The sequence below is a fragment of the Allobacillus salarius genome, assembly GCF_007559425.1.
Lineage (GTDB): Bacteria > Bacillota > Bacilli > Bacillales > Alkalibacillaceae > Allobacillus > Allobacillus salarius.
Window position 1 is genome coordinate 130,674 of sequence record NZ_VMHE01000001.1, and the last position, 24,980, is coordinate 155,653.

General features: G+C 39.2%; 21 protein-coding genes and 1 pseudogene. 7 read left to right on the forward strand and 15 right to left on the reverse strand.

Translation table 11 applies throughout. From position 1 onward, the window contains the following. Positions 1–104 precede the first annotated feature (104 nt). The gene (locus FPQ13_RS00735; protein WP_144087386.1) at positions 105–1,028 is read left to right on the forward strand and encodes an aldo/keto reductase; all 924 of its coding nucleotides are present in this window, start codon (positions 105–107) and stop codon (positions 1,026–1,028) included. Positions 1,029–1,084: 56 nt separating this feature from the next. Here FPQ13_RS00735 and FPQ13_RS00740 read toward each other — a convergent pair whose 3' ends face one another. Continuing rightward, complete coding sequence (locus tag FPQ13_RS00740; protein ID WP_144087387.1) at positions 1,085–2,059, reverse strand: MBL fold metallo-hydrolase; 975 nt, start codon at positions 2,057–2,059, stop codon at positions 1,085–1,087. A gap of 172 nt (positions 2,060–2,231) precedes the next feature. Here FPQ13_RS00740 and FPQ13_RS00745 point away from each other — a divergent pair, with 172 nt between their 5' ends. From FPQ13_RS00745 to FPQ13_RS00760, 4 genes are read left to right on the forward strand one after another with little or no spacing between them, the layout of a single operon-like run. Continuing rightward, positions 2,232–2,984, forward strand: a complete 753-nt coding sequence (locus tag FPQ13_RS00745) for a glycerophosphodiester phosphodiesterase (protein ID WP_246065290.1) — start codon at positions 2,232–2,234, stop codon at positions 2,982–2,984. A 39-nt stretch (positions 2,985–3,023) separates the two neighbouring features. Continuing rightward, entirely contained in the window at positions 3,024–4,049 is a 1,026-nt protein-coding gene (gene namA / locus FPQ13_RS00750) for an NADPH dehydrogenase NamA (protein ID WP_144087389.1), read from the forward strand. 17 nt (positions 4,050–4,066) lie between these two features. Beyond that, positions 4,067–4,984 (forward strand): ribonuclease Z, encoded by a 918-nt coding sequence (gene rnz / locus FPQ13_RS00755; RefSeq protein WP_144087390.1) that lies wholly within the window; start codon positions 4,067–4,069, stop codon positions 4,982–4,984. Between the two features lie 16 nt (positions 4,985–5,000). Continuing rightward, complete coding sequence (locus tag FPQ13_RS00760) at positions 5,001–6,371, forward strand: aldehyde dehydrogenase (protein WP_144087391.1); 1,371 nt, start codon at positions 5,001–5,003, stop codon at positions 6,369–6,371. A gap of 464 nt (positions 6,372–6,835) precedes the next feature. Here FPQ13_RS00760 and FPQ13_RS00765 read toward each other — a convergent pair whose 3' ends face one another. From FPQ13_RS00765 to FPQ13_RS00790, 5 genes and pseudogenes are all read right to left on the reverse strand, one after another. Beyond that, complete coding sequence (locus tag FPQ13_RS00765; protein ID WP_144087392.1) at positions 6,836–8,077, reverse strand: DNA polymerase IV; 1,242 nt, start codon at positions 8,075–8,077, stop codon at positions 6,836–6,838. A gap of 81 nt (positions 8,078–8,158) precedes the next feature. After that, positions 8,159–9,295 carry a M20/M25/M40 family metallo-hydrolase gene (locus FPQ13_RS00770; protein ID WP_144087393.1) on the reverse strand — a complete coding sequence of 379 codons (1,137 nt, stop codon included), beginning with the start codon at positions 9,293–9,295 and terminating at the stop codon, positions 8,159–8,161. Positions 9,296–9,307: 12 nt separating this feature from the next. Continuing rightward, the gene (locus tag FPQ13_RS00775; protein WP_144087394.1) at positions 9,308–10,855 is read right to left on the reverse strand and encodes an acyl-CoA carboxylase subunit beta; all 1,548 of its coding nucleotides are present in this window, start codon (positions 10,853–10,855) and stop codon (positions 9,308–9,310) included. Between the two features lie 2 nt (positions 10,856–10,857). After that, positions 10,858–11,666, reverse strand: a pseudogene (gene mce / locus FPQ13_RS13695) (methylmalonyl-CoA epimerase). Positions 11,667–11,705: 39 nt separating this feature from the next. Beyond that, on the reverse strand, positions 11,706–13,364 hold the full coding sequence (locus tag FPQ13_RS00790; RefSeq protein ID WP_144087397.1) for an acyl-CoA mutase large subunit family protein: 1,659 nt from the start codon (positions 13,362–13,364) through the stop codon (positions 11,706–11,708). 151 nt (positions 13,365–13,515) lie between these two features. Here FPQ13_RS00790 and prli42 point away from each other — a divergent pair, with 151 nt between their 5' ends. Further along, a complete protein-coding gene (prli42, locus tag FPQ13_RS13355) occupies positions 13,516–13,659 on the forward strand; it encodes a stressosome-associated protein Prli42 (RefSeq protein WP_246065292.1) in 144 nt (47 codons plus the stop codon). Positions 13,660–13,725: 66 nt separating this feature from the next. Here prli42 and FPQ13_RS00795 read toward each other — a convergent pair whose 3' ends face one another. The 8 genes from FPQ13_RS00795 to FPQ13_RS00830 all read right to left on the reverse strand — a co-directional run bounded on the left by FPQ13_RS00795 (position 13,726) and on the right by FPQ13_RS00830 (position 23,479). Beyond that, positions 13,726–14,676 (reverse strand): aromatic acid exporter family protein, encoded by a 951-nt coding sequence (locus tag FPQ13_RS00795; protein ID WP_144087398.1) that lies wholly within the window; start codon positions 14,674–14,676, stop codon positions 13,726–13,728. 146 nt (positions 14,677–14,822) lie between these two features. Continuing rightward, complete coding sequence (locus FPQ13_RS00800) at positions 14,823–15,254, reverse strand: BrxA/BrxB family bacilliredoxin (protein WP_144087399.1); 432 nt, start codon at positions 15,252–15,254, stop codon at positions 14,823–14,825. Between the two features lie 173 nt (positions 15,255–15,427). Next, on the reverse strand, positions 15,428–16,714 hold the full coding sequence (locus FPQ13_RS00805) for a dihydrolipoamide acetyltransferase family protein (RefSeq protein ID WP_144087400.1): 1,287 nt from the start codon (positions 16,712–16,714) through the stop codon (positions 15,428–15,430). A gap of 18 nt (positions 16,715–16,732) precedes the next feature. Next, positions 16,733–17,716: an alpha-ketoacid dehydrogenase subunit beta gene (locus tag FPQ13_RS00810; RefSeq protein WP_144087401.1), complete on the reverse strand. Its 984-nt coding sequence runs from the start codon at positions 17,714–17,716 to the stop codon at positions 16,733–16,735. A 1-nt stretch (position 17,717) separates the two neighbouring features. Beyond that, the gene (locus tag FPQ13_RS00815; protein WP_144087402.1) at positions 17,718–18,728 is read right to left on the reverse strand and encodes a thiamine pyrophosphate-dependent dehydrogenase E1 component subunit alpha; all 1,011 of its coding nucleotides are present in this window, start codon (positions 18,726–18,728) and stop codon (positions 17,718–17,720) included. 18 nt (positions 18,729–18,746) lie between these two features. Continuing rightward, positions 18,747–20,168: a dihydrolipoyl dehydrogenase gene (gene lpdA, locus FPQ13_RS00820; RefSeq protein WP_144087403.1), complete on the reverse strand. Its 1,422-nt coding sequence runs from the start codon at positions 20,166–20,168 to the stop codon at positions 18,747–18,749. Positions 20,169–20,255: 87 nt separating this feature from the next. Continuing rightward, a complete protein-coding gene (locus FPQ13_RS00825; protein ID WP_144087404.1) occupies positions 20,256–21,353 on the reverse strand; it encodes a Glu/Leu/Phe/Val family dehydrogenase in 1,098 nt (365 codons plus the stop codon). A 59-nt stretch (positions 21,354–21,412) separates the two neighbouring features. Beyond that, positions 21,413–23,479 (reverse strand): sigma 54-interacting transcriptional regulator, encoded by a 2,067-nt coding sequence (locus FPQ13_RS00830; protein WP_144087405.1) that lies wholly within the window; start codon positions 23,477–23,479, stop codon positions 21,413–21,415. A gap of 139 nt (positions 23,480–23,618) precedes the next feature. On the opposite strand from FPQ13_RS00830, the gene FPQ13_RS00835 reads away from it, so the two are divergent. Then, complete coding sequence (locus FPQ13_RS00835; protein WP_144087406.1) at positions 23,619–23,888, forward strand: DUF2627 family protein; 270 nt, start codon at positions 23,619–23,621, stop codon at positions 23,886–23,888. Between the two features lie 60 nt (positions 23,889–23,948). On the opposite strand, the gene FPQ13_RS00840 is transcribed toward FPQ13_RS00835, so the two are convergent. Then, positions 23,949–24,902: an agmatinase family protein gene (locus FPQ13_RS00840; RefSeq protein ID WP_144087407.1), complete on the reverse strand. Its 954-nt coding sequence runs from the start codon at positions 24,900–24,902 to the stop codon at positions 23,949–23,951. Positions 24,903–24,980: the final 78 nt, after the last annotated feature.

Sequence of the window (24,980 nt, forward strand, 5' to 3'; positions counted from 1 at the left end):
CATGCCTCCTGCTATTGATTCATTTTACCATAATCATAAGTATCCAATCATTTGTCTTTCCTATTCTTCAATTCTACAATGAATAATAAAGGAGTGAAAATTCGATGAAAAAACGTAGACTTGGAAACTCGAACCTTCATGTCAGTGAAATTGGCTTAGGTTGTATGAGTCTTGGCACAGATGTCAATCGTGCAAAGGATATCATCCATGAAGCCATTCAATCAGGAATTAATTATTTAGATACTGCAGATTTATATGATTTTGGCGAAAACGAAAAAATTGTAGGACAAGCCATTAAAGGACGACGCGATGACGTGGTCATTGCGACGAAAGGTGGTAACCACTTTGATAAAGACAAAAAAGATTGGTTTTGGGACCCATCGAAAACATATTTGAAAGAAGCGGTTAAAAATAGCCTACATCGTTTAGGAATTGATGAAATTGATTTATATCAATTACATGGGGGCACAATTGAGGATCCTTTCGATGAAGTTCTTGAAGCGTTAGAAGAAATGCAGCAAGAGGGATTAATTCGCTATTATGGAATCTCTTCTATTCGTCCAAATGTTATTCAGCAATTTTCCGATCATTCGAAGATTGTGAGTAATATGATGCAGTATAGTTTACTCGATCGTCGTCCGGAAGAATTTGAAGATATCCTTCATGATCACGAAGTAAGCATTATGGCCAGAGGAAGCTTAGCTAAAGGAATGCTTACAGATGATGGAATGAAAAAATGGGAACAAAAAGGCCAAGATGGTTTTCTTGATTATTCAGGGAAAGAATTGCGCCATACGATTAAGGAATTGCTTGCATTATCAAAAGAAAGTGGTCAACCATTACAGTCACTTGCGATGGCTTATTTATTTAATAACAAAGCACTTGGAAGCTTAGTAATTGGCGCAAGTGAAGCAAGTCAGGTTGAACAAAACATGAAGGCTTATGAACAAGCATCGATTTCTGATGAATTGTACGAAGAGTTAAGAAAAATAACGAAATCGCAACGCTATGAAAGTCATAGGGTTTAAATAAAACGGGATTGATCACTACAATAGAGATCAATCCCGTTCTTTTTAATTATAAGTTACTTTTGATGTGTCATCGTCGGTGCATAGTAACTTACACCGTTGGATTCTACATTATTGACCGCACCGATACTTTCAAGATAATCCAATTGTCCAATTGTTTCAGACATTGTTAATCCAAATTGCGATTCATACTGTCTGGCAAATAACCACGTACAAATCTCATACGGTGTCAGAGGGCCTTTTTCTTTTAAATAAACCAATACGTTTTCTGCCCGCTTCGCCTGTCTTTCAAGTCTTCGTTCGATCAACTCTTTATGCCCACGAAACGGATTCCCGTGTCCCGGGAGAAACTGCTCGACGTCATATTCCAGAAGTTTTGCTAATGATTTTCTGTATTCCAATAATGGTTTCGGCCTTGCGTCACCTTTATTCTCTGGTGGTTCTAATAATGGATTGGAAGATATATGCTTTAACAACACATCTCCGACGATCATTTGCCGATTCGTTTCATCCCAAAAAGATAAATGACTCTGTGCATGTCCCGGTGTTTCGATTACTCTCATGCCGGGAATTCCCTCAATAATATCACCTTCAGACAAATAGTGATGCAGTTTACTTTTAGAAGAAAACTTTTTTGTAACTGCTATCGTTTTTTCAATGTTACGAAAACGTTGGGGTACATCCCACTTTTCATATAAATCATTAAAAAAGTCACGATACCCTTCGAAAAATCGATCGGATTGATTCAACCATGGCTCAACCAATCGGTGTCCATAAACAATTGGTTCGTGTTCGAATCGTCCAGTAAGTCCTATATGATCAGGGTGATGATGGGTCAAAATAATTTGTTCGATATCGGATGGTTGTAAGTTAATTTCTTTAAGACCCTTTACAAACTGGTCCCACGCTTCATCAGTATTCACACCTGCATCAATTAATGAGACCGATTCACCTTTATAAACATACATGTGTACATCACCTACGGCATAAGGTGTCGTAACAGTAATTTGATGGATTGAATGATTTATCAATAGTAGGCTCCTTCCGTCTGGTTGATTGAATGGTTATTCATTTAATTATACTACAAAATTATTTTCAGATGTGAATGAAAAGAAAATTCATCTTACAACTAGCTTGATTATTGACTTTTAGTAATCTATACAAGACAATCAAAACAGATAACGATTTGAGGTGTTTTTTGCTGTGACACAAATTATCGCTCACCGAGGCGCGAGTAAATTTGCTCCGGAAAACACCCTTGCCGCATTTCAATTGGCAGAAAAAATGGGCGCAGATGGTATAGAGCTGGATATCCATCTGACCAAAGATCAAATTCCTGTCATTATACACGATACTGATATTAAACGTACAACGAATGGGCGAGGGTTTGTACAAAAATTTACGTATAAAGAACTCCAGCAATACGATGCTGGAAGTTGGTTCAGTGAACGGTTTTCCGATGAACGAATCCTTTCATTGGAAGAGTTTTTCGCATGGATTTTACCAAAAGACTTATTCGTAAACATTGAGATGAAAACAAAAGTCATCAGATACCCAAATATCGAAAAAATTGTGTTCCAATTAATCCGTGAATATGGCTTAGAAAACCGTGTAATCATTTCAAGCTTTAACCCACACACACTTTATCGTATGCGGGAGCTTCATCCTAACATTGAACTAGCTCTTTTAAGTAAAGTAGCCTTCAGAAACATACAACAATACTTAGCTGATACAGGCGCAAATGTTATGCACATTAAATCACGTCTATTATCCTCAAGAATGGTTCGCGCAATGAATCATCATGATATTCCTTTTCGTGTATATACCGTAAATAGAAAAAGCACTTTTAAGCAATGTGTCGATAAAAATGCGGCTGGAATCATAACCGACCGTCCAGACTTGTTTTCCATGAACGAAACTGTTCATCAAAATGAACAACATCTGGACGAATTATAATTAGATAAACATAAACTATTGAATTAAGGGTGGAAGTCAATCATGAATAAACTTTTTTCTCCTTATACAATTAAGGGAGTACAGTTAAAGAACCGAATTGTCATGTCGCCAATGTGTATGTACTCTTGTTTCGATGAAGATGGTCTATTAACACCTTTTCATTACACGCACTATGAAAGTCGAGCAATCGGACAAGCGGGACTAATTATGGTCGAAGCAACAGCTGTCTTGCCAGAAGGGAGAATTTCAGCTCAAGACTTAGGGATTTGGTCTGATAAGCACATTTCTTCTTTTCAACAACTAAACGAACGAATTCATTCACATGGTGCCAAAAGCGCGATTCAATTAGCTCATGCCGGCCGCAAATCTAAAGTCAAAGAAGAAATCTTTGCACCGAGCGCTTTACCTTTTGATGAAACATCACGCATACCGACAGAAGTGACGATTGATGAGATTCATAAAGTAGTTCAAGCATTTCAAGACGGTGCACGTCGAGCGAAAGATGCCGGATTTGATATCATCGAACTACACGGCGCACATGGGTACTTAATTAATGAGTTCCTCTCCCCTCTTTCAAATGTTCGTGAGGATGCATATGGCGGTACAAAAGAAAACAGGTATCGATTTTTAAAAGAAATCATTCAAGCTGTTCGGGTAGTTTGGCATGGTCCCTTATTTGTTCGAATATCAGCAAATGAATATCATGAAAATGGATATGATGTTCATGACTATGTCGATCTCGTGAAAGAAATGAAGTCAGACGGAGTAGACCTTATTGATTGCAGTTCAGGTGGAGTTGTTCATGCACAAGCACCAATTGAAGTTTATCCAAGCTATCAAGTCCGTTACGCAGAAACGATTAGGCATGAAGTGAATATTCCAACTGGAGCAGTCGGGTGGATTCGTGACGGCAATCAAGCTGAAGAAATTGTAAGAAACGAACGTGCTGACCTTGTATTCATTGGTAGGGCCATGTTAAACAACCCTTACTGGCCTAAGCGAGCGGCTGATGATTTACAAGTTGACATCGAAGCACCTAGACAATACAAACGTGGATGGATTTAGTGTAGGAGGATAATGTTGTGGAAATCACTTTTTTAGGTACAGGTTCTGGAGTGCCATCGAAAAACCGTAACGTCTCCTCTTTGGCGTTGAAAATGCTACAAGAACGTGATGAAGTTTGGTTATTCGATTGCGGAGAAGCTACCCAACATCAAATTATGAATACGACAATCAAGCCTCGAAAGATAACTAAAATATTTATTACACATATGCACGGAGATCATGTTTTAGGTCTTCCTGGTTTTCTCAGTAGTAGGTCTTTTCAAAGCGGCGAATCTACTGTTGAGCTCTATGGTCCAACGGGACTAAAAGAATTTGTGGAAACGACTTTAAAAACAACAGGTACGCATTTGAATTATCCTCTCGTTTACAAGCCGATTAAAGAAGGAATTATTTATCAAGATCAAGACATTAAAGTTTCTGCCAAAAAGTTAAAGCACGGGATACCTTCTTACGCTTATAAAATTGAGGAAGAAGATAAAATTGGACCATTGCTTCCTGACCGATTGAAAGAACTAGGGGTCTCCCCTGGTCCAATTTATGAAACGATTAAAAATCAGTCAACGACCGTTCTTCCAAATGGCACGGAGGTTCATCGCGAAAATGTTACGGGGTCTGATATACCAGGTAAACGAATTGCCATCTGTGGTGATACAAAACCAGTAGATTCACTCGCACAATGGGTAAATGGTGTAGATGTATTGATCCATGAAGCGACATTTATTGAAGCGGATGACCAATTAGCAAAGGATTATTCTCATTCAACAGCAGCCGATGCCGCTCGGCTAGCCAAACAAGCACAAGTGAGATATTTACTCCTGAACCATATTTCTTCTCGTTACCAACAAAATATACTTGAAGAGGAAAAGACACGTTTACAAAGTATATTCTCTCCGTTACAATTCGTCGATGATTTTACGGAGTTTACAGTAAAGTAATAAAGGGTGTGAATACATGGAATTATCAACGATTTTACGTGATCATAGAGTAATGTATAGAGCCGGTAAAACAATGACACACACATATCGTATTCATCAACTACAAAAACTGAAAGACATGTTGAATCGCAACGAAAAACGAATCTACCAAGCAATCAAAAAAGATTTAGGAAAATCGGATTACGAGATTTTGATGACTGAATTAGGTGTTCTCTATAGTGAGCTCGACCATGTCATGCGGAATTTAAAAGAATGGATGCGTACAGAAAGAGTGAAAACTCCTACAACCCATAAGGGAGCCAAAAGTTATATTTATAAACAACCTTATGGAACAGTATTAATTATTAGTCCGTGGAACTATCCATTAAATTTAAGTATTACCCCGTTAATTGGTGCCATTGCTGGCGGAAACACAGCGTTCTTAAAACCATCAGAGTTTACACCTTACACAAGTGAACTTCTAGCTGACATAATTGCTGATACGTTTGAAGAGAAATACATTACAGTCGTTCAAGGCGGTAAAGAGGTATCACAAGAGTTGTTGGAATTAGAATTTGATTATATCTTTTTCACAGGGAGCCAAAAGGTTGGACAAATTGTCATGGAGAAGGCAAGTAAACATCTAATTCCTGTGACGCTTGAGCTTGGAGGTAAAAGTCCTGTAATTATCGATGAAGACGCTAAGATCTCATTGGCCGCTAAGCGAATTGCTTGGGGCAAGTTGTTAAACGCCGGTCAAACATGTATTGCTCCGGATTATGCGCTCGTTCATGAATCGGTAAAAAATGATTTTATTCAAGCATTAAAAAAGGAATTATCATCATTTTATGGCAATCAGCCAATGGAACACCCGAATTACACAAAACTTATACATGAGGATCATCTAAATCGATTAGAAAAATTATTGGATAATGAAAATATCATATTCGGCGGTGAAGCGGATCGCGAAAACCGTAAGATGAACCCTACACTCATTGATGAACCTTCATGGGATCGACCAATTATGCAAGAGGAGATTTTTGGCCCGATTTTACCTATCCGTTCGTTCAGCCATTTGGAGCAAATCGTTGATGAGATTGAACATTCCAGAAATCCACTAGCTTTGTATTATTTTTCTGAAAATGAACAGAAACAGCAATGGGTTGCGAACAATATCTCATTCGGTGGTGGTACAATCAATGATACGATTATGCATATCGGCACACCTCACCTTCCATTCGGCGGGATTGGTGCCAGTGGTATAGGTGCTTATCATGGGTATGAAAGTTTTCGTACGTTCACACATCGTAAAAGTGTACTGAAACAAACAACGGCCTTCGACTTATCTTTCCGCTATCCAAATTCGAAATTCGGAGAGCAGATTATGAGAAAGTTGTTTAAAAAATAAAATATTGAAAACACCCCGAGTCAAAGGATTTATCCTCCTTGCTCGGGGTGTTAATCAAAGAGGCTGAGAAAAATCAAAGTTATAAACTCAGAAACACGAATAATAATCTAATTTAGCGCAGGAAATATACGGAGACTTCTGCGGTCAGAAAATAAAAGAAATTCCGCTAAAACCGCACACGTCCTGTGTGCAACGCGGAAACCACCACATCCTGTGGAAGTACGTCCTGTGGCCAACGTTGACACTAGCTAGCCCTGGGCGTCGGGAGCAAAAGCCTAAGTGAGACCCTGCAGTGCGTAGCACGAGGGGGCTCACCAGCTGCCCGCGATATAGAAGACACTGCGATTTATCGCAGATGTCGCCTTATGCCCTGTGGGTAAAAGTGAAGTATATTTCCGAAGCGAGTATTTCCACCGTACTGAATTAGAATGGTTCGTATCTGTGTCAACTTTAAAGATTTTGTCTCAGTCTCTTTTTTCATTTTTAAAATCATTTAAAAAATCTTTCTGAAAACTCGTTGATAAATTTGGACGAGTTCTCTCTTTTGGCTGAATGAACACATCGTCGCCGTATTTTTCTTTCATATCTTCAACCGTTTGATAAAGTTTTTCTTTTTCGGCTTCTTCTTGATATGTAAACAAATTTAATTGTTTGGACAGTTCATGCTTTGGTACAAGGTCTTGTGCAGTTATTCCTAGTAGTCTAATCGGCTCCCCATTCCAATGTTCATCAAATAACATCTTTGCATTCATGAAAACTTCATCTTTTTTTTCTACGAAGTCACGTAATTGTCTACTACGTGTAACCGTTTTGCGATCGTGATAACGAATCATAATTTGAATGTTCTCAGAAACTACATCTTTATAACGTAATCTGGCTGAAACTTTATCGGCCAATTGGTCTAATAACGAATCTATTTCTAGTTGGTCTGTTGTATCGTGTGGCAATGTTCGTGAATTTCCGATGCTCTTAAATTCATAAATGGCATCTGGATCGACAGGACGATTATCATGTCCATTCGCACGGACGTGAAGTCGCTCTCCATTGATTCCTAAAAGCTGCTTCAATGCTACAACATCATGGTTTGCTAAATCTCCAATTGTTTTAATTCCAAGCTTTTGTAGCTTCTCCTCTGTTCGTTCACCAACACCATACATTTCACCTATTGGCAATACCCATAACTTCTGCTCAATCTCTCGCTTGCGAAGGACAGTAATACCCATTGGTTTCTTCATATCAGATGCCATCTTGGCCAAAAACTTATTCGGTGCAATGCCAATACTACATGGCAAATTTAATTCATCATAAATCTTCTTTTGAAGCCATTCAGCAAGCTCGATTCCATTCATTCCGAAGTCATGGTCTGTCACATCGAGATATCCCTCATCAATTGATACTGGTTGGACAATCGGTGAAACCTCATAAAGAATTGAAAATATCTTACTTGAAGCCTCACGATATTTCTCGAAATTAGGTTGTAATGCAATTAAATTCGGACATAACTCATAAGCTTTCCATAAAGGCATTGTCGTCTTGACGCCTTTAGCTCTAGCTTCATAACTACTTGTAACAATAATTCCCTTTCGCTTTTCAGGAGCTCCAGCAATGGCAACTGGTTTCCCTTTCAGCTCTGGGCGATCTGCAATTTCAACAGATGCATAGAAGCTATTCATATCGACATGGAAGATTACGCGACCTTTACTCATTTTTCTCACCTACATAATGGAAGCCCCATTCAAGCTTTGAATGAGGCTAGTTTACAACGGAAATAGTTATTGTTCAATCGATTAAGCTGAACCTTCTTCTGCTGCTTCAATCACAATCCCTGCAAGTAATGAAGAGATCTTCATCATTTCACTAATTGAAATTTCTTCTTCTGGAGTATGAATGTTTTTATAACCGACACATAAGTTTACCATTGGGAAGCCGTAACTGCTGATCACGTTCGCATCGCTACCACCGCCAGTGGCTTTCAATTGCGGTTCTAATCCAACGCGTCTGGCTGCTTGACTTGCCACTTTTACAACTTGTGTGTGTTCATCATGTTTGTACCCTTTGTACATAATTGTAACATCGACATCAATTGAGCCGCCAACTTCTTCCTCTGCTTGTCGGCAAGCATCCTTGATTTGTTCAATTTGACGATCTAATTTTTCGGGAACAAGCGAGCGTGCTTCTGCAATAACAACAGCTTCATCACTTACGATATTCGTTGCCTTCCCACCTTCAAATCGACCGATATTCGCAGTCGTATCTTCATCAATTCGGCCTAATTTCATTTTTGAGATGGCTTTCGAAGCTAGCGTGATCGCAGAGATCCCTTCTTCAGGTGCAACACCAGCATGAGCTGTTTTTCCATGGCAAGTGATTTCAAATTTTGCTTGCGTAGGAGAGGCGACGATTAATCCCCCGACGTCTCCGTGACTGTCCACGGCATACCCATATTTTGCATCGATGAATGTGGCGTTCAGTGCTTTTGCACCAATTAGACCAGATTCTTCACCAACTGTAAGAACAACTTGTATTTGGCCGTGGTCAATATCGTAATCCTTTAACAGACGAACCATTTCAATTATCGCAGCAATCCCCGCTTTATCATCGGCACCTAAAATAGTCGTGCCATCTGAGCGAATGATCTCATCTTCTATTTGTGGCTTGATCTCTTTACCAGGGACGACTGTATCCATATGGGAGTTAAAGAAGATTGGGTCGACACCCTCTTTAGTACCTTCCAATGTACAAATCAAGTTGTTAGCTCCGTGGCCTGTTTTCTCCTTGGCGTCATCTTCTACAACGGTAAAACCTAATGCTTCGAACTTAGCCTTAAGAACAACCGAGATTTTTTCTTCATTGCCTGTCTCTGAATCAATTTTGACCAGTTCAATAAATTCACTGACCAATCGATCTCGATCTGCTTGAATCAAAAGATAACCTCCTTATAATGGAATGTTTCCGTGTTTCTTTTTCGGTCGCTCCTCTTGTTTATCCTTTAAAATATCTAATGCTTGGACCAGTTTTTCTCTCGTCTCCCGTGGATCGATGACATCATCAACCATTCCGAGCCCTGCAGCAACATAAGGGTTAGCGAATTTTTCTCTATACTCATCAATCTTTTCTTTACGTGTCGTTTCAGGGTCGTCACTCTCGTTAATCTCACGAGCGAAGATAATATTCGCGGCTCCCTCTGGTCCCATTACTGCAATTTCCGCATTTGGCCACGCGTAAACCAAATCAGCGCCAATTGATTTACTATTCAAGGCAACATAAGCACCACCGTAAGCTTTACGTGTAATGACGGTAATCTTCGGTACAGTAGCTTCAGAGTAAGCATATAAAATCTTTGCTCCGTGGCGAATAATTCCACCGTGCTCTTGTTTAACACCTGGGAAGAAACCCGTGACATCTTCAAACGTAATCAACGGTATATTAAAGGAATCGCAGAAACGAATGAATCTGGAAGCTTTATCGCTTGAATCAATATCCAAACCACCTGCCATAAATTTCGGCTGATTACAAACTAAGCCGACGGTCTTCCCTTTTATTTTTGCGAAGCCTACAACAATATTTTTCGCAAATTGTTTATGAATTTCAAAGAACGAATTTTCATCAACGAATTCTTCGATAACGACACGAACATCATAAGGGCGAATGGAATCAAAAGGAATAATATCCGTCATATTCGGTCGATAATCATCCATTTCCTCCACTTCGATCTCAGGAGGTTTTTCATTATTGTTTTGTGGTAGATAACTAACCAAATCTTTTACTTGATCTAATGCCTCTTCCTCGGTAGCAGCTTTCAGATGCGCATTTCCGCTGATTGCATTATGTACATCCGCTCCACCTAAGTCTTCGGCAGAAATTTTTTCACCGGTTACCGTCTCAATGACTTTTGGCCCTGTAATAAACATTTGAGATGTTTTTTCAACCATAACAACAAAATCGGTAATTGCTGGTGAGTAGACAGCTCCACCTGCACTCGGTCCCATAATCACTGAAATTTGTGGAATAACACCGGAATAGATTGAATTACGGTAAAACACATGACCGTATCCATCAAGCGAAGCAACACCCTCTTGAATTCGTGCTCCACCAGAATCGTTTAGTCCGATAAAAGGCGTTCCGTTTTTTGCTGCTAAGTCCATGACTGCAGCGATCTTTTTACCGTGCATTTCACCAAGAGCTCCACCATAAACCGTAAAATCTTGAGCGAATAAGTATACGGGTCTTCCGTTAATTTTACCGAATCCGGTGACAACACCTTCACCCGGAGCTTTTTTACCCGCCATCCCAAAATCGGTGACACGGTGTTCCATAAAAGCATTCAGTTCCACAAACGATCCATCATCTAACAAATAATCAATTCGTTCTCGTGCGGTCATCTTTCCTTTTGCTTTCTGCTTTTCAATTTTGTCATCTCCGCCGCCTAATTCAATCTCACGACGCTTGTCATAGAGTTCATTAATTTTATCGTAAATATCCATGATTAATCCTCCTGTTTCGGCTGACAAAGTTCTAATAGGACACCATTCGCTGCTTTAGGGTGTAAAAAGGCTACTTGTGTATCATGAGCTCCTTGTTTCGGTTGGTCATTGATCATCCGTATACCTTCAGACTTGAATTGTTCCAGTCTCGCATGTATGTCATCTACTTCTAGAGCGATATGGTGAATACCTTCGCCCCGTTTCTCGATAAATTTCGCAATTGGTGATTCTTCATGAAGAGGTTCTAACAATTCAAAATTACTTTCTCCGATTGATAAGAATGCTACTTTGACCCCTTCACTCTCTACTTCATCAACGCCCCTGAACGCTAACCCGAGTGTATCTGTGTAAAAGGGCAGCGTTTCCTCTATGTTTCTTACAGCTATTCCGATATGATTGATTTTCTTCATACGGAATCACCTTGTACTTTCTCCTCAATGAAGTCGGCAACAGCAGTCATTGGCGTACCTGGAGTAAAGATTCTTTGTATTCCATGATCCAATAAAAATTGTATATCTTCTTCCGGGATCACCCCGCCGCCAATCACAGGAATGTCTTCTGCTTCCCTCTTTCTTAGCTCTTCCATTACTTTAGGAAATAATGACTTATGAGCTCCGGACAATGAGGATAGACCGATTACATCTACGTCTTCCTGAATAGCCGTCTGTGCAATTTGAGCGGCCGATTGCCTCAATCCCGTATAGATTACTTCCATTCCACGATCTCTCAATGTCTGTGCAATGACTAAAGCACCACGGTCATGTCCATCAAGACCAGGCTTAGCGACTAATACACGTATCTTTCGATTCATCTCTTCTTCACCTCTCTTAAAAACTATAAACTGTATTCATTAAGCACCTGTATATTCACCGAAGACGTCACGCATTGTATGACAAATTTCTCCGACTGTTACATACGCTTTCACACAAGCTAAAATATGAGGCATTAAATTTTCATTTGGGTCTTCTGCCGCTTCTTTTAAATCTCTTAATCTTTCATCGACAAGTTGTTGATCTCGGTTGGCCCGAATCTCTCCCAGTCGTTCGATTTGCTCTTGTTCTAACTTTTCATCGACTTTTAATAAATCTGCATGCGTTTCTTCATCCGTTGTAAATTCGTTCATCCCTACAATAATATCTTCTTTCGATTCAATTCGTTTTTGTGCTTCATAAGCTGCTTGGTGTATTTCTCGTTGCATATAACCCTCTTCAACAGCTTGTACAGCTCCACCCATATCTTCAATTTTGTCTAAATACTCACGGATTTGCTTTTCTACTTCGTCTGTCATCTGTTCTACATAATAGGAACCAGCTAATGGGTCGACCGTATCAGCTACACCACTCTCGTGTGCGATGATTTGTTGTGTACGTAAAGCAATTCTTGCAGACTCCTCTGTAGGTAATGCTAGCGCTTCATCACGGGAGTTTGTATGCAAGCTCTGTGTGCCTCCCATAACAGCCGATAAAGCTTGTAAGGCGACACGCACGATGTTATTATCCGGTTGCTGAGCAGTAAGTGTAGAACCGCCAGTTTGTGTATGGAAACGTAGGCGCCAGCTCTTTTCATTTTGCGCTTTATATTTATTTTTCATCAAATCTGCCCAAACTCTTCTCGCAGCTCTAAATTTTGCTACTTCTTCAAAGAAGTTATTGTGCGCATTGAAGAAGAATGCCAAACGTGGAGCGAATTCATCAATTTCTAAACCGCTTTCAAGTGCTGCATCAACATAAGCGAGTCCATCCGCAATGGTGAATGCTGCTTCTTGTACAGCGGTAGAGCCTGCTTCTCTAATGTGATAACCCGAAATACTAATTGTATTAAATTTTGGAACGTTGTCACGGCAATATTCGAAAATATTTGTAATTAGCCGCATGGATGGTTTTGGAGGGTAAATATAAGTCCCTCTAGCGATATATTCTTTTAATATATCATTTTGAATCGTACCAGTAATTTTTTCTTTTGGCACGCCTTGTTTTTCAGCAACAGCGATATACATGCATAGCAATACGGATGCTGGCGCATTAATCGTCATAGACGTACTTACTTTGTCTAGTGGAATTTGATCAAGCAAAATTTCCATATCTTCTAATGAGTCAATTGCTACACCAACTTTTCCGACTTCACCTTCAGCCATCGAGTCGTCTGAGTCATAACCGATTTGAGTCGGTAAATCGAATGCGACGGATAAACCTGTCTGTCCTTGATCTAATAAATAACGAAACCGCTCGTTCGTTTCTTTTGCGGAGCCAAAACCAGCATATTGACGCATTGTCCAAAAGCGATTTCGATACATCGTTGGCTGGATTCCCCGAGTAAATGGATACTGTCCAGGAAACCCTAATTTTTCTGCATAGTCATCATAATTCGATTCATTTTGAGGTACATATAAAGGTTCGATAGGAATCCCAGATAGATTTGTAAATGGATCTTTTCTCTCTGGAAAGCGTTCTTTAACTTTTTCACTCTGTTGTTCCCATATCTTTTTTTGTTCTGTAAAATGTTCACTCATTCATAGAACTCTCCCTTCTAATAACCATTCTACTATAAATATAAGGAATTTTTAATCTTCTTCATATTTTAGTGGAAAAAATACACTTGTCCAACAGCAAGTTTTTCTATAAAATAAGAAGTAATGGATATGAATGCAGGGAGGAATACACTTGGCTAATCAAAAAAAGAAAACGAGAGCACCGTTTTCGTCAAATAGAAGAAAAAAAGCAAAATGGACGACTATTGTCATTTATGCAATGATTATCGCAATGCTTCTAAGCTCATTGCTTGCTGGAGCAGCTATGTTTGTATAATAAAGAAAGCAACCACCATGTTCCCTTCTGGTGGTTGCTTTTTTACTTAACTTGGTTTCTCTTATTTTATTTAAAGCTCTTGATTGATCGTTTCAATGTTAAATATTGTTCGATTTCATTTAAAAGGATATATAAATTAGCTTGTCTTTCAAATTCTTCTCGGCTAACCGGCAATTCCTCTTTGTTAAATCGCTGTCGAATAGTACGCAATCGCTCCAAATATTGAATCGATGTATCACCTGGGTGTACATTTTTCGATAGATCTTCAAACAATTTAGCAATATATTTATACTGATTATCTGTTGCGTTAAGATGAGTAATAAAAGGCAGCATACGTTCCAATATTTCAAATTGCTTTTCACGCATATGAAAATAGTCGATATACGGATGCCGAGTGCGCAAAAGATGATTTTCAACATCTTTATTGGCTAACTCTTGAGCCTTCTCAAGCAATTGTGCCGTTTCAGCTAATTCCTCGCCTGACCATGAATGGTCTCCTGTTTCAATAAAGCGTGCCACTTCGTGTAATATACGCGAAAAATTATTTTCAATTTCCTTTCGAATTGTGACTAAATCATCGGTTAAGCTAGGCATATATAAATTCAGTACAATTCCAATAGTAATTCCAATAGAAAGCAAGATCACTTCATTAATAAACAAACCTACCGTTAACGCACCCGCATTATAAATATGAAGAATGATTACCGTACTTGTGATAATTCCTTCTGTCGCTTTCAGTTTTACTGCTAAAGGGATAAATAATAGTAACGTCAAACTAAACGTTAGTGGTGAATAGCCGATAAATTCAAATACCAATCCACCTATTGTAACGCCAATCAAGAATGAATAAAACCTGGACCATGCTTTTAAATAAGATGCCCTCCGCGTTGTTTGAATACATAGCATGGTGATGACTGCCGCAGAGATTGCATAATCCAGTTGAAGTAACTGCGCTATAAATATGGCTATGGGAGCGCCGATGGCTGTTTTGATCGTTCGGTAGCCTATTTTAAACATAATTTTTCCTCTCTTACTCAATTTAGTCTTAAACGATTACTGCATTAATGATTATATTAAAATAGGAACGATTTTAGTCGTTTACAGAAAAAAACTGACGGGATAGAATGTCACCGTCAGTTACCCCTTTCTATTCATAGAAAGAATTAATATTCTTCACAATGCTCGTCAAACAATGATTGAAGTCGCTGAACAACTTCCATTGGTGTGGAGCTTTCAATTTCTTCGCGTGGAACCATCGTAACAATTTTTCCATCTTTCATTAGTGCAAACGATGGTGAAGATGGTGGAAAGCCTTCAAAGTAATCTCTAGCTCTATCGGTCGCTTCACGATCTTGACCTGCAAAAACAGTTACTAAATGGTCTGGTCTTTTATCGAAATGAATCGAATTTGTCGCAGCTGGACGTGCAACACCACCAGCACAGCCACACATTGAGTTAATAGCTACAAGTGTAGTTCCTTTTCGAGTAAGTGCCTGATCGACTTCTTCAGGTGTTTTCAATTCTTCATAGCCAGAATTCGTAAGCTCTTCACGTGCTTGCTTAGACATATCTTCCATATATAGGCTAAAATCCATCTATGTGTACCCCCTAATTTTCTAAGTGTCAATTTCATCCTATCAGCTTCGAACAAGCTTTTCAATTTATTTGCTATAGCTATTTAACTATAAGATCAAATGATTATATGCTTGTTTTACAAAAGAACCAGCAAAAGACGATAAGCTTTGCTGGTTCCTTTGCTGCGTTTTAATTAATAAATAGATGTATTTTTCTCAGACATATTTTCTAAAATTTCTTTCACACGAGCTAAGAACTGACCACAAATCAAGCCATCAAGTACACGGTGATCTAATGATAGACAGAGGTTTACCATGTCGCGTGCTCCGAACATTCCATTTTCCATGAAAACAGGTTTCTTCACGATGGATTCTACTTGAAGGATTGCTGCTTGTGGGTGATTAATGATCCCCATTGATTGAACTGAACCGAATGAGCCTGTGTTATTTACGGTAAATGTTCCACCAGACATATCTGCGCTCGTTAACTTGCCAGATTTAGCTTTATTCGCAAGCTCAACAATTTCTTTAGCAATTCCCTTAATGCTCTTGTCGTCAGCATTTTTGATTACTGGCACAAATAAACGGTCTTCATGTGCTACGGCAATCGATAAATTGATGTCCTTTTTCTGGATAATCTTATCGCCTGCCCAAGAGCTGTTCAGTTGTGGGTATTCTTTCAATGCTTGAGCGACTGCTTTTACGAAAAATGCAAAATAAGTTAATGAGAAGCCTTCATTTTGTTTGAATTCTACTTTTTTCGCATCTCTAAATGCAACAAGGTCTGTTACATCCACTTCGACTGTCATCCAAGCGTGAGGAATTTCAGTTTTAGACGTAACCATATTTTGTGCAATTGCTTTTCTAACACCCGTGACAGGAATCTCGATATCTCCATCTTGCGTTGGCGCAGAAGGTGATTGAGATTGCGACTGCGTTTTAGCAGACATCGATTTCGTTTCATCTGCTACTTGTTGTGCAGGTGTTTCCTCTTGTGCAGATGGCTTTGGTATGTCGCCAGAAGCGATAATTTTCTCAATATCCTTCCGTGTAATTCGTCCACCTTTTCCTGAACCATCTACTTGGTTCAGATCAATATCATTTTCTTGAGCCATGCGCATCACTGCTGGTGAATAACGTTTTTTCATTGATTGATCTTTGTTTTCTTCTTCGGTTGTTTCACTTTTTTCTTGTGTTGAGGTTTCTTTATTTTCTTCTGTTGATGAATCTTCACCTGCTGATTCGGTTTCCATATAACAAATGAGTTCACCGACTTCGATTGTTTCTCCTTCTTTAGCTACAATCTCTTTGATAGTACCCGTAAAAGAAGAAGGTACTTCCGCATTTACTTTATCTGTTTCGACTTCTGCAATTGGATCATATTTATTAACGTGATCCCCAGCTTTCACAAGCCAAGAACTGATTGTGCCTTCTGTTACACTTTCCCCTAACTGAGGCATCGTAACTTTTTCTACCGCCATGATCTTTACCTCCTTCGTTTAAAATTCAGCTAATTCACGCATTGCTTTTTCGACTTTATCTGGATTGATCATAAAGAATTTTTCCATCGTTGGTGCATAAGGCATTGATGGTACATTTGGTCCTGCCAAACGCTGTACTGGTGCATCTAGATCAAATAGACAGTTTTCAGCGATAATTGCTGCAACTTCACCAATGATACTACCTTCTTTGTTATCTTCTGTTACGAGTAAAACTTTCCCAGTCTTCTTAGCCGCTTCAATAATCGCTTCTTGGTCAAGTGGATACACTGTTCGAAGATCTAGAATATGTGCAGATATTCCTTCTTCCGCCAATTTTTCAGCCGCCTGTAAAGCAAAGTGTACGCTTAAGCCATATGTTATAACTGTGATGTCTTCCCCTTCGCGCTTTATATCAGCCTTGCCAATTGGCAGTGTGTAATCATCTTCAGGCACTTCCCCTTTGATTAATCGGTAAGCACGTTTATGTTCAAAAAATAGTACAGGATCCTCATCTCGAATAGCCGCTTTTAACAAGCCTTTAACATCATAAGGAGTCGATGGCATAACAATCTTTAATCCCGGTTGGTTAGCAAAAATAGCCTCAACAGATTGCGAATGATATAGAGCCCCGTGAACACCGCCACCATAAGGTGCACGAATGGTGATCGGTGCATTCCAGTCATTGTTCGAACGATAACGAATTCGAGAAGCTTCGGAAATAATCTGATTAACAGCTGGCATAATAAAATCAGCAAACTGCATCTCAGCAACTGGGCGCATACCGTACATTGCCGCTCCGATTCCAACACCAGCGATTGCCGATTCAGCTAATGGTGTGTCAATGACACGAGATTCGCCAAACTGATCATATAGACCTTCAGTTGCTTTAAATACACCGCCTTTTTTACCAACGTCTTCTCCTAAAACAAATACTTTCTCATCACGTTCCATTTCTTCTTTCATTGCGAGTGTAACTGCTTGAATATAAGACATTACAGCCATTTTATTTCCCTCCTTCTTCAGCATATACATATTTCAATGCATGTTCAGGCTCTGCATATGGTGCGTTTTCAGCTTCGTCTGTTGCTTTATTCACTTCATCATCTAATTCCTTCATTAATTTCTCTTCAGCTTCTTCTGTAAGAACGCCTACTTCCTTTAAATATCTGCCAAACGCTAGCACGTTATCGTTTTTCTTCATTTCTTCAATTTCTTCCGCATCACGATAAGCTTTATCGTTATCATCGCTTGAGTGAGCAGTCATACGATCTGTCATCGCTTCAATCAATGTCGGACCTTCTCCGTTTGTTGCGCGCTCATGTGCTTCTTTAACGACCTTATAAACTTCCAAAGGGTCGTTACCGTTCACTTGATGTCCCGGCATTCCATAAGAGCTTCCTCGAATGGCTACGGACTCACTGGCAACTTGTTTTTCCAACGGTACCGAAATGGCATATTTATTATTCTCAACCATTGTAATGACTGGCAATTTATGCACTCCTGCAAAGTTTAGGCCTTCATGGAAATCACCTTGGTTGGAAGAACCCTCTCCTAATGTAACAAAAGATACTGCTGGGTTCTTATCCATCCGTGCAGCTAGGGCAACCCCTACAGCATGTGGCAACTGAGTTGTAACAGGTGAAGATCCCGTTAAAATACGATTCTTTTTCTGCCCAAAGTGTCCTGGCATTTGACGGCCACCTGAGTTTGGATCATCCGCTTTTGCGAATGCATGTAAAAACAATTCTTTTGTTGTCATGCCGAACGCAAGCACAACTCCTACATCACGATAATATGGAGCGACATAATCTACATCTCTGTTCAGTGCGAATGATGCCCCAACTTGTGCCGCCTCTTGACCTTGACAAGAAATAACAAATGGAATTTTCCCAGCACGATTGAGTAACCACATTCTTTCGTCAACTTTCCTTGCAAGCAACATGGTACGATACATATCAATCACTTGTTCGTCACTCAACCCTAACTCTTTATGACGATTCTTCTTTTGAGCCATACTATTTGCCTCCTTTAATTATCCATGAATTTGTTTTCCATCTACAGCTAAAGCTGCTTCACCTATTACTTCTGATAGTGTCGGATGAGGATGGATAGTCTCCCCGATTTCCCATGGTGTAGCATCAAGAACCATTGCAAGGCCTGCTTCGGAAATCATATCTGTTACGTGCGGGCCAATCATATGAACACCGAGTAAATCTTGATTTTCTTTATTTGATATCATTTTGACAAAACCGTCTGATTCCCCGTGAACTAATGCTTTTCCGACTGCTTTAAACGGAAACTTACCTACTTGCACATCATAGCCTTTCTCTTTTGCCTGCTTTTCTGTTAAGCCGACACTAGCAATCTCTGGATTTGAGTATACACAAGAAGCGACATGTTCATAACGGATTGCTTCAGGCTCTTCATTAGTGATATGCTCTACTGCCAAGATTCCTTCGTGAGATGCGACGTGAGCCAATTGCATCCCACCAATCACATCACCGATTGCATAAATATGACTTTCTTTTGTCTGGTTGAACTGGTTGACTTTAATAGCCCCCCGTTCAGTTTCAATATCTGTATTGTTCAAGCCGATATTATCTACGTTCGGTTTTCTGCCAACAGATACTAGCAGACGATCAGCTTCAAATGTTTTCGTTTCATTGTTGATTTTCGCTTGAATGGTTACGCCTTGATCTACGTTAACTGAATCACCTAGTACTTCTGCCTCTGTGAAAAACTCGATTCCTTTCTTCTTCAATTGCTTTAAAGCTTCTTTCGAGATCTCTTCGTCTTCTGTTGGTAAAATTGTAGAAGCATATTCAAGTACCGTTACTTTTACTCCAAAGTCCGCAAGCATTGATGCCCATTCAATTCCGATGACACCTCCGCCAACAATAATGATTGATTTAGGTAATTCATCCATTTCCAAGGCTTCCTCTGAAGTCATGATTGTTTGTCCATCAATTTCAAGTCCTGGAAGTGTGTTTGGAGAAGAACCTGTTGCGATAATGACATTCTTCGGTACGAGCATTTCATTCTCTTCGCCGTTGTTCATTTCAACAGAAATTGTTCCAGCAGTAGGAGAAAAAATACTAGGTCCAAGGATTCTGCCATGCCCTTCATAAACATCAATTTTTCCTTTTTTCATCAATCCTTGAACACCTTTATGTAGTTGTTCAATAATGGAATCCTTTCGTTCTTGAACACGCGTAAAATTTATTGTTGGAGAACCTGTTTCAACACCAAATTCAGCGGCATTCTTTGTTTGCTTAAATACTTCTGCACTTCGCAATAAAGCTTTAGACGGAATACATCCACGATGAAGACAAGTTCCACCTAACCCTGTTTTTTCGACAATTGCTGTTTTCAATCCAAGTTGGCTAGCACGTATAGCAGCCACATAACCGCCTGTGCCCCCGCCTAATATAACCAAATCGTACTCTGTAGCCATCAGTTTCTCCCCTTTCTTCTTTAAACCAATTTCGCCTTGCCAATTACATGAGTGAAGAGGAAACCAAATACGTTCCCTCTCCCATGTTTATTTTAATCTAGATAATGGATTCATTTCATTCGTTAAGAAAGTACTTCTAGAACGCTGAACGCTAGCAATTCTTTCTTCAGCCAAATGATCCGCTGCAGCTTGTGTCGGTATATTTTTCTCTTTGGATATTTCAAAGATCTTTTCCAAGCTTAAACCAATGTTTTCTACTTGTTTGTAAGCACGTTCTTTATTGTAGCCATTTAATTCATCTGCAACGTTAATGACACCACCGGAATTAATGACAAAATCCGGCGCGAAAATGATACCTTTTTCATGAAGGATTTCACCATGTCGTTCTTCCTTCAATTGGTTGTTAGCAGATCCTGCGATCACTTTCGCTTTTAACTTATCAATTGTTTCGTCATTAATTGTTGCACCAAGCGCACATGGAGCAAAAATATCACAATCCACTTCATAAATTTCCTCAGTACCTACAGCTTTGGCACCAAAGTCTTCTACAGCTCGATTGACAGCTTCTTCATTAATGTCTGTAACAATTAGATTTGCGCCTTCTTCATGCAAATATTTACACATCGTGTACGCAACACTTCCAACACCTTGAACGGCAATCGTTTTTCCTTCGAGTGAGTCAGAACCAAATGCCGCCTTAGCTGAAGCTTTAATACCTAAATATACACCGTAAGCCGTTGCAGGTGATGGGCTTCCGGCCGAACCATGTTCTGGAGATTTACCAGTTACATAGTCTGTTTCCATATAAATAAAGTCCATATCTTCAGTGTTTGTGCCCACATCGACAGAAGTAATGTAACGACCTGCTAGTCCTTGAATATAACGACCGAATGCACGGAATAATTCTGGACTTTTATCTGTTTTCGGGTCACCGATAATAACTGTTTTACCGCCACCTAGATTTAAGCCGGCAGCTGCATTTTTATAGGTCATTCCTCTTGCTAAGCGTAATGCATCTACTAATGCTTCTTCTTCGGATTCATATGTCCACATACGAGTACCGCCTAATGCTGGTCCTAATGTAGTATCGTGAATCGCAATAATTCCTTTTAAACCTGAGTTTTTATCTTGGCAAAATACCACCTGTTCATAATCATATTCCTCTAAGTATTTAAATAGTTCCATCGTAATAACTCCTCCTTGAATTATAAATTGGTTAAATTTCCATAAACCTAAGGATTGGGTCAACCATCCTCGGCAGAATTTAGTTGCTTTCCGATATTATACTTATCCATTTTGTAGTACAGATTTCGAATAGATATGTTTAACTGTTTTGCGGTTTTCGATTTGATATAATCATTTGCTTCCAAGATTTCCAAAATGAATTGTTTCTCGAATTCATCCATCGCTTCTTGCAAAGTCGCATATTCTTCATCTCGATGGTCGTGAAGTAAATCCAACTGATCAAAAGTATGTTTATGAAGTCTAGGAATGTGCTGCTCTTGGATTACACGTTCATGTGGGTGCATCTTAATGATTGCCTGAGCAATAATATTTTCCAATTCCCTAACATTTCCCGGAAAGCTGTATTTCCGAAGTTTTTCTAAAGCTTCTTCAGAAATATCATCTATATGCCGACCATAATTTTCATTTAAATGATTTATTAAATGTTTGGCTAAAGGTTTTAAATCATTCATTCTTTCTCTTAATGGAGGTAAATGAATCGGCAGTCGATTCAGCCGGTAAAACAGCGATTCTTTAAAAGAACCGTTAATGATCGCACGTTCCAAGTTCACACTTGTTGCCGCTATGATTCGAACATCGACGGGTATCCGTTCATGTCCTCCGAATCGAACAACTTCCTGATCTTCGAGAACTTTCAATAATTTACCTTGCATTGAAAGTGACATTTCACCTATATCATCTAGAAATACACTTCCGTTGCTTGCCTCTTCGAATAATCCCTTTTGTCTTTCTGGAGGTCCTAATTCATCACCGAAAAGTTCTTTCTGTAACGTCTCATCATCCACCGTGCCGCAGTTTACACGAATGAACTTATCAAACTTTCGGCGACTTTCATTATGAATTGCATGAGCTAGCAATTCTTTTCCGGTGCCAGGTTCTCCTCTCAACAGAATTGAAGTAGGCATTTTCGCACCGATTTTCGCTTGTTCAAGCGTTAAGCGCATATCCTCTGAGTTGGCAATGATGTCATCAAAAGTGTACTTGGCTTCAAGGTTGCGAATGATTCGTTTCGCTTTTTTTAATTCTGCACTGAGAGATTCAATTTCTGATAAGTCATGAATGACCCCTACACTACCCTTTAATGCTCCATCGACGATGATCGGTGCTACATTGACAAGTACATCTTTGTTGAAAGGACCAACTTTCATTTTTCGCCCTCTCACAGGTTTTCTCGTTCGTAACACTTCATAGTGAACACTATCACCTTCAGATATATCGATGGTGGCTGGCTTCCCGATAATCTCCTTCTCATCAAGTCCGGTTATCTTGGTATACGCAGGATTGATCATTAAACCAATACCATTTTCATCAACTACAGAAATTGCTTCCTCACTAGATTGGATAATTGCTTCAAGCATTGTTTGTACTTCTTTTAAATCAGTAACTTCCTCAGCAAGGCCTACGACTTCCGTTATATCTTTGAAAACTGCGAAAGCACCGATCAATTCGTCTGAGTCATCGATCATTGGTATTCTTGTCGTAATCACTTTTTTACCATTCTCAAGAGTTAATTGTTTATTAATTTCTTTCGTTCTCGTTTGGAGAATGTTTGGTAATGCTGAATCAGGAATAATTTCACGAATTTTCTTTCCAAGCATCTCTGTTTCCTGCAGACTTAGAATATTCGCAGCAGACTGATTAACAAATGTGATTTGCTCATCTGTATCGACAACAATCATTCCATCATGAATAGAAGATAGCAGGATCTCTCGCATATTCACTTCATTTTCAACTTGACTCATTAATCCTTCTTTTTCATACAATAGATCCGCAATCACGTGCGCCACTGTCCCAGGAATTAATACGCAATTTTTAGGTTTCATTTGCCTTAATTCTTGAAAAACAGTTGCTTCACCAGTCGTTTCCACGATAATATCAACGGTGTCGTCAATTGCTTCTTTGTAAGATAAGTATGTTGAAATCCCATTTTTTCTTGCTTTAATCATACCAGGCGCATTTGGATTAATGTCTGCAACTTTTTGCACAGATAGCAAATCGATATCTGAAAATAGATGTAAAATTGCAGTTCCACCTTTTCCTGCTCCTACGATTAACACATTTTGCATCTTATCCACCTTTATCACTGCAATTTTTTGCATAGTTCTATCATATATGAAAACGCTTTAATTTTTCAAGTGTTTTCTCTGTGTTTTAAAGATAAATTTGATATAATCATGGAGGGATATAGAGAAAAGAGGGTATGCAATGATTCGTTTAATCGCTTTAATCATTTTATTGATTCCTGGTATTTTAGCCGCTTACGGCATTAAATTACTTCGCGATTCATTTTTCGGTGAAGTTGCTCCAATATTTATTAATGTCATGATCCAATTTGGAGCAGGTATACTGTTCATTATTATTGGTATCGGTTTTATTGGAGGATTTATCTACCGAAGAGATCAGAAGAAAAATAAAACGAAGGAATCCAGGAAAGATTGTGTATTAATCGACGATAAAAACAATGATATGAAATAAATGATTATAAAATGAATAAAAAGGCAGAGCAGTCGATGTTGTTGACTGCTCTGCCCTTTTTTATTTATTCTCTTTTTCGTGCAAAATGTTTCCTGCTAATGCGTACAGAATAATTGTTGATGCCAAGTGTGAAGAAAAATCATTTGGATCTTGAATTGGATAAATCTCAACCAAATCCATGCCAATAATTCCTTTTTTAGCGAAAGCATGTACTAATTCAACCAACTCAAAAGAAGTTAGGCCATTTCCATCAACCGGACCACCTGGGTTGAAAGCGAAATCTAACACATCACTACAAATGGATAAATAAACAGCTTCAGTACCTTCGCTTGCAATTTGATATGCCTTATCTGCCATTGCTTGAATATTATTTGCATAACGAATTTCCCTCGACGTAATGGTTGTAGCACCTGCTTCAGCAGCAAACTTTCCAGTTTCTGGTTTATTTCTCGGTCCATGAATGCCCATATGGACGATACTTTCACTACGAACATTCTCATCTTCATACAAACGTTTGAATGGTGTTGATCGAGCATACATTTCGCCTTGATAATCATTCATATTGTCATAATGCGCATCTAAATGAATGATTCCCACTTTACCATCGATTTTTTTACCCAATGCACTGACTATCGGAAAAGTGATTCCATGATCTCCGCCAAATGCTACCGGAAACTTACCGGTGTCCCATACTTTGCCGGCAAAATTTTCGATTCGATTCATTGTGTCAGGAACATCATGAGGAACAATATCAACATCACCTAAATCACCTAGTTGATAATGAGCGAGTACATCAATCCCGTCCAATTCAGGTAAATAACCGCTGTAACGAGCGGAATTTAAACGAATGGATTTTGGACCGAGCTCTGCTCCTGTATAGTCTCCCCAAGTTACAGCGCCTTCCCATGGCACTCCATAGATCAATACGTCTCGATCATTTACTTGGTCGGTTCCAATCTGAACTTTTTTACCTCCTAAAAAACATGGGGTGTTCCCGTAAATTTTATCTGTCATCGAAATCACATCCTCTTCTGTGTTCAAGAAAAGGCTTGGAGTGTACTCCAAACCTTTTCTGTCGTTCTATGTCTATTT

Coding starts and splice junctions, on each gene's coding strand:
- FPQ13_RS00735 (WP_144087386.1), top strand. CDS start 105: ATGAAAAAACGTAGACTTGGAAACTCGAACCTTCATGTCAGTGAAATT.
- FPQ13_RS00760 (WP_144087391.1), top strand. CDS start 5,001: ATGGAATTATCAACGATTTTACGTGATCATAGAGTAATGTATAGAGCC.
- FPQ13_RS00765 (WP_144087392.1), bottom strand. CDS start 8,077: ATGAGTAAAGGTCGCGTAATCTTCCATGTCGATATGAATAGCTTCTAT.
- FPQ13_RS00775 (WP_144087394.1), bottom strand. CDS start 10,855: ATGGATATTTACGATAAAATTAATGAACTCTATGACAAGCGTCGTGAG.
- FPQ13_RS00790 (WP_144087397.1), bottom strand. CDS start 13,364: ATGAGTGAACATTTTACAGAACAAAAAAAGATATGGGAACAACAGAGT.
- FPQ13_RS00795 (WP_144087398.1), bottom strand. CDS start 14,676: ATGTTTAAAATAGGCTACCGAACGATCAAAACAGCCATCGGCGCTCCC.
- FPQ13_RS00800 (WP_144087399.1), bottom strand. CDS start 15,254: ATGGATTTTAGCCTATATATGGAAGATATGTCTAAGCAAGCACGTGAA.
- FPQ13_RS00805 (WP_144087400.1), bottom strand. CDS start 16,714: ATGGCGGTAGAAAAAGTTACGATGCCTCAGTTAGGGGAAAGTGTAACA.
- FPQ13_RS00810 (WP_144087401.1), bottom strand. CDS start 17,716: ATGGCTGTAATGTCTTATATTCAAGCAGTTACACTCGCAATGAAAGAA.
- FPQ13_RS00815 (WP_144087402.1), bottom strand. CDS start 18,728: ATGGCTCAAAAGAAGAATCGTCATAAAGAGTTAGGGTTGAGTGACGAA.
- lpdA (WP_144087403.1), bottom strand. CDS start 20,168: ATGGCTACAGAGTACGATTTGGTTATATTAGGCGGGGGCACAGGCGGT.
- FPQ13_RS00825 (WP_144087404.1), bottom strand. CDS start 21,353: ATGGAACTATTTAAATACTTAGAGGAATATGATTATGAACAGGTGGTA.
- FPQ13_RS00830 (WP_144087405.1), bottom strand. CDS start 23,479: ATGCAAAATGTGTTAATCGTAGGAGCAGGAAAAGGTGGAACTGCAATT.
- FPQ13_RS00835 (WP_144087406.1), top strand. CDS start 23,619: ATGATTCGTTTAATCGCTTTAATCATTTTATTGATTCCTGGTATTTTA.
- FPQ13_RS00840 (WP_144087407.1), bottom strand. CDS start 24,902: ATGACAGATAAAATTTACGGGAACACCCCATGTTTTTTAGGAGGTAAA.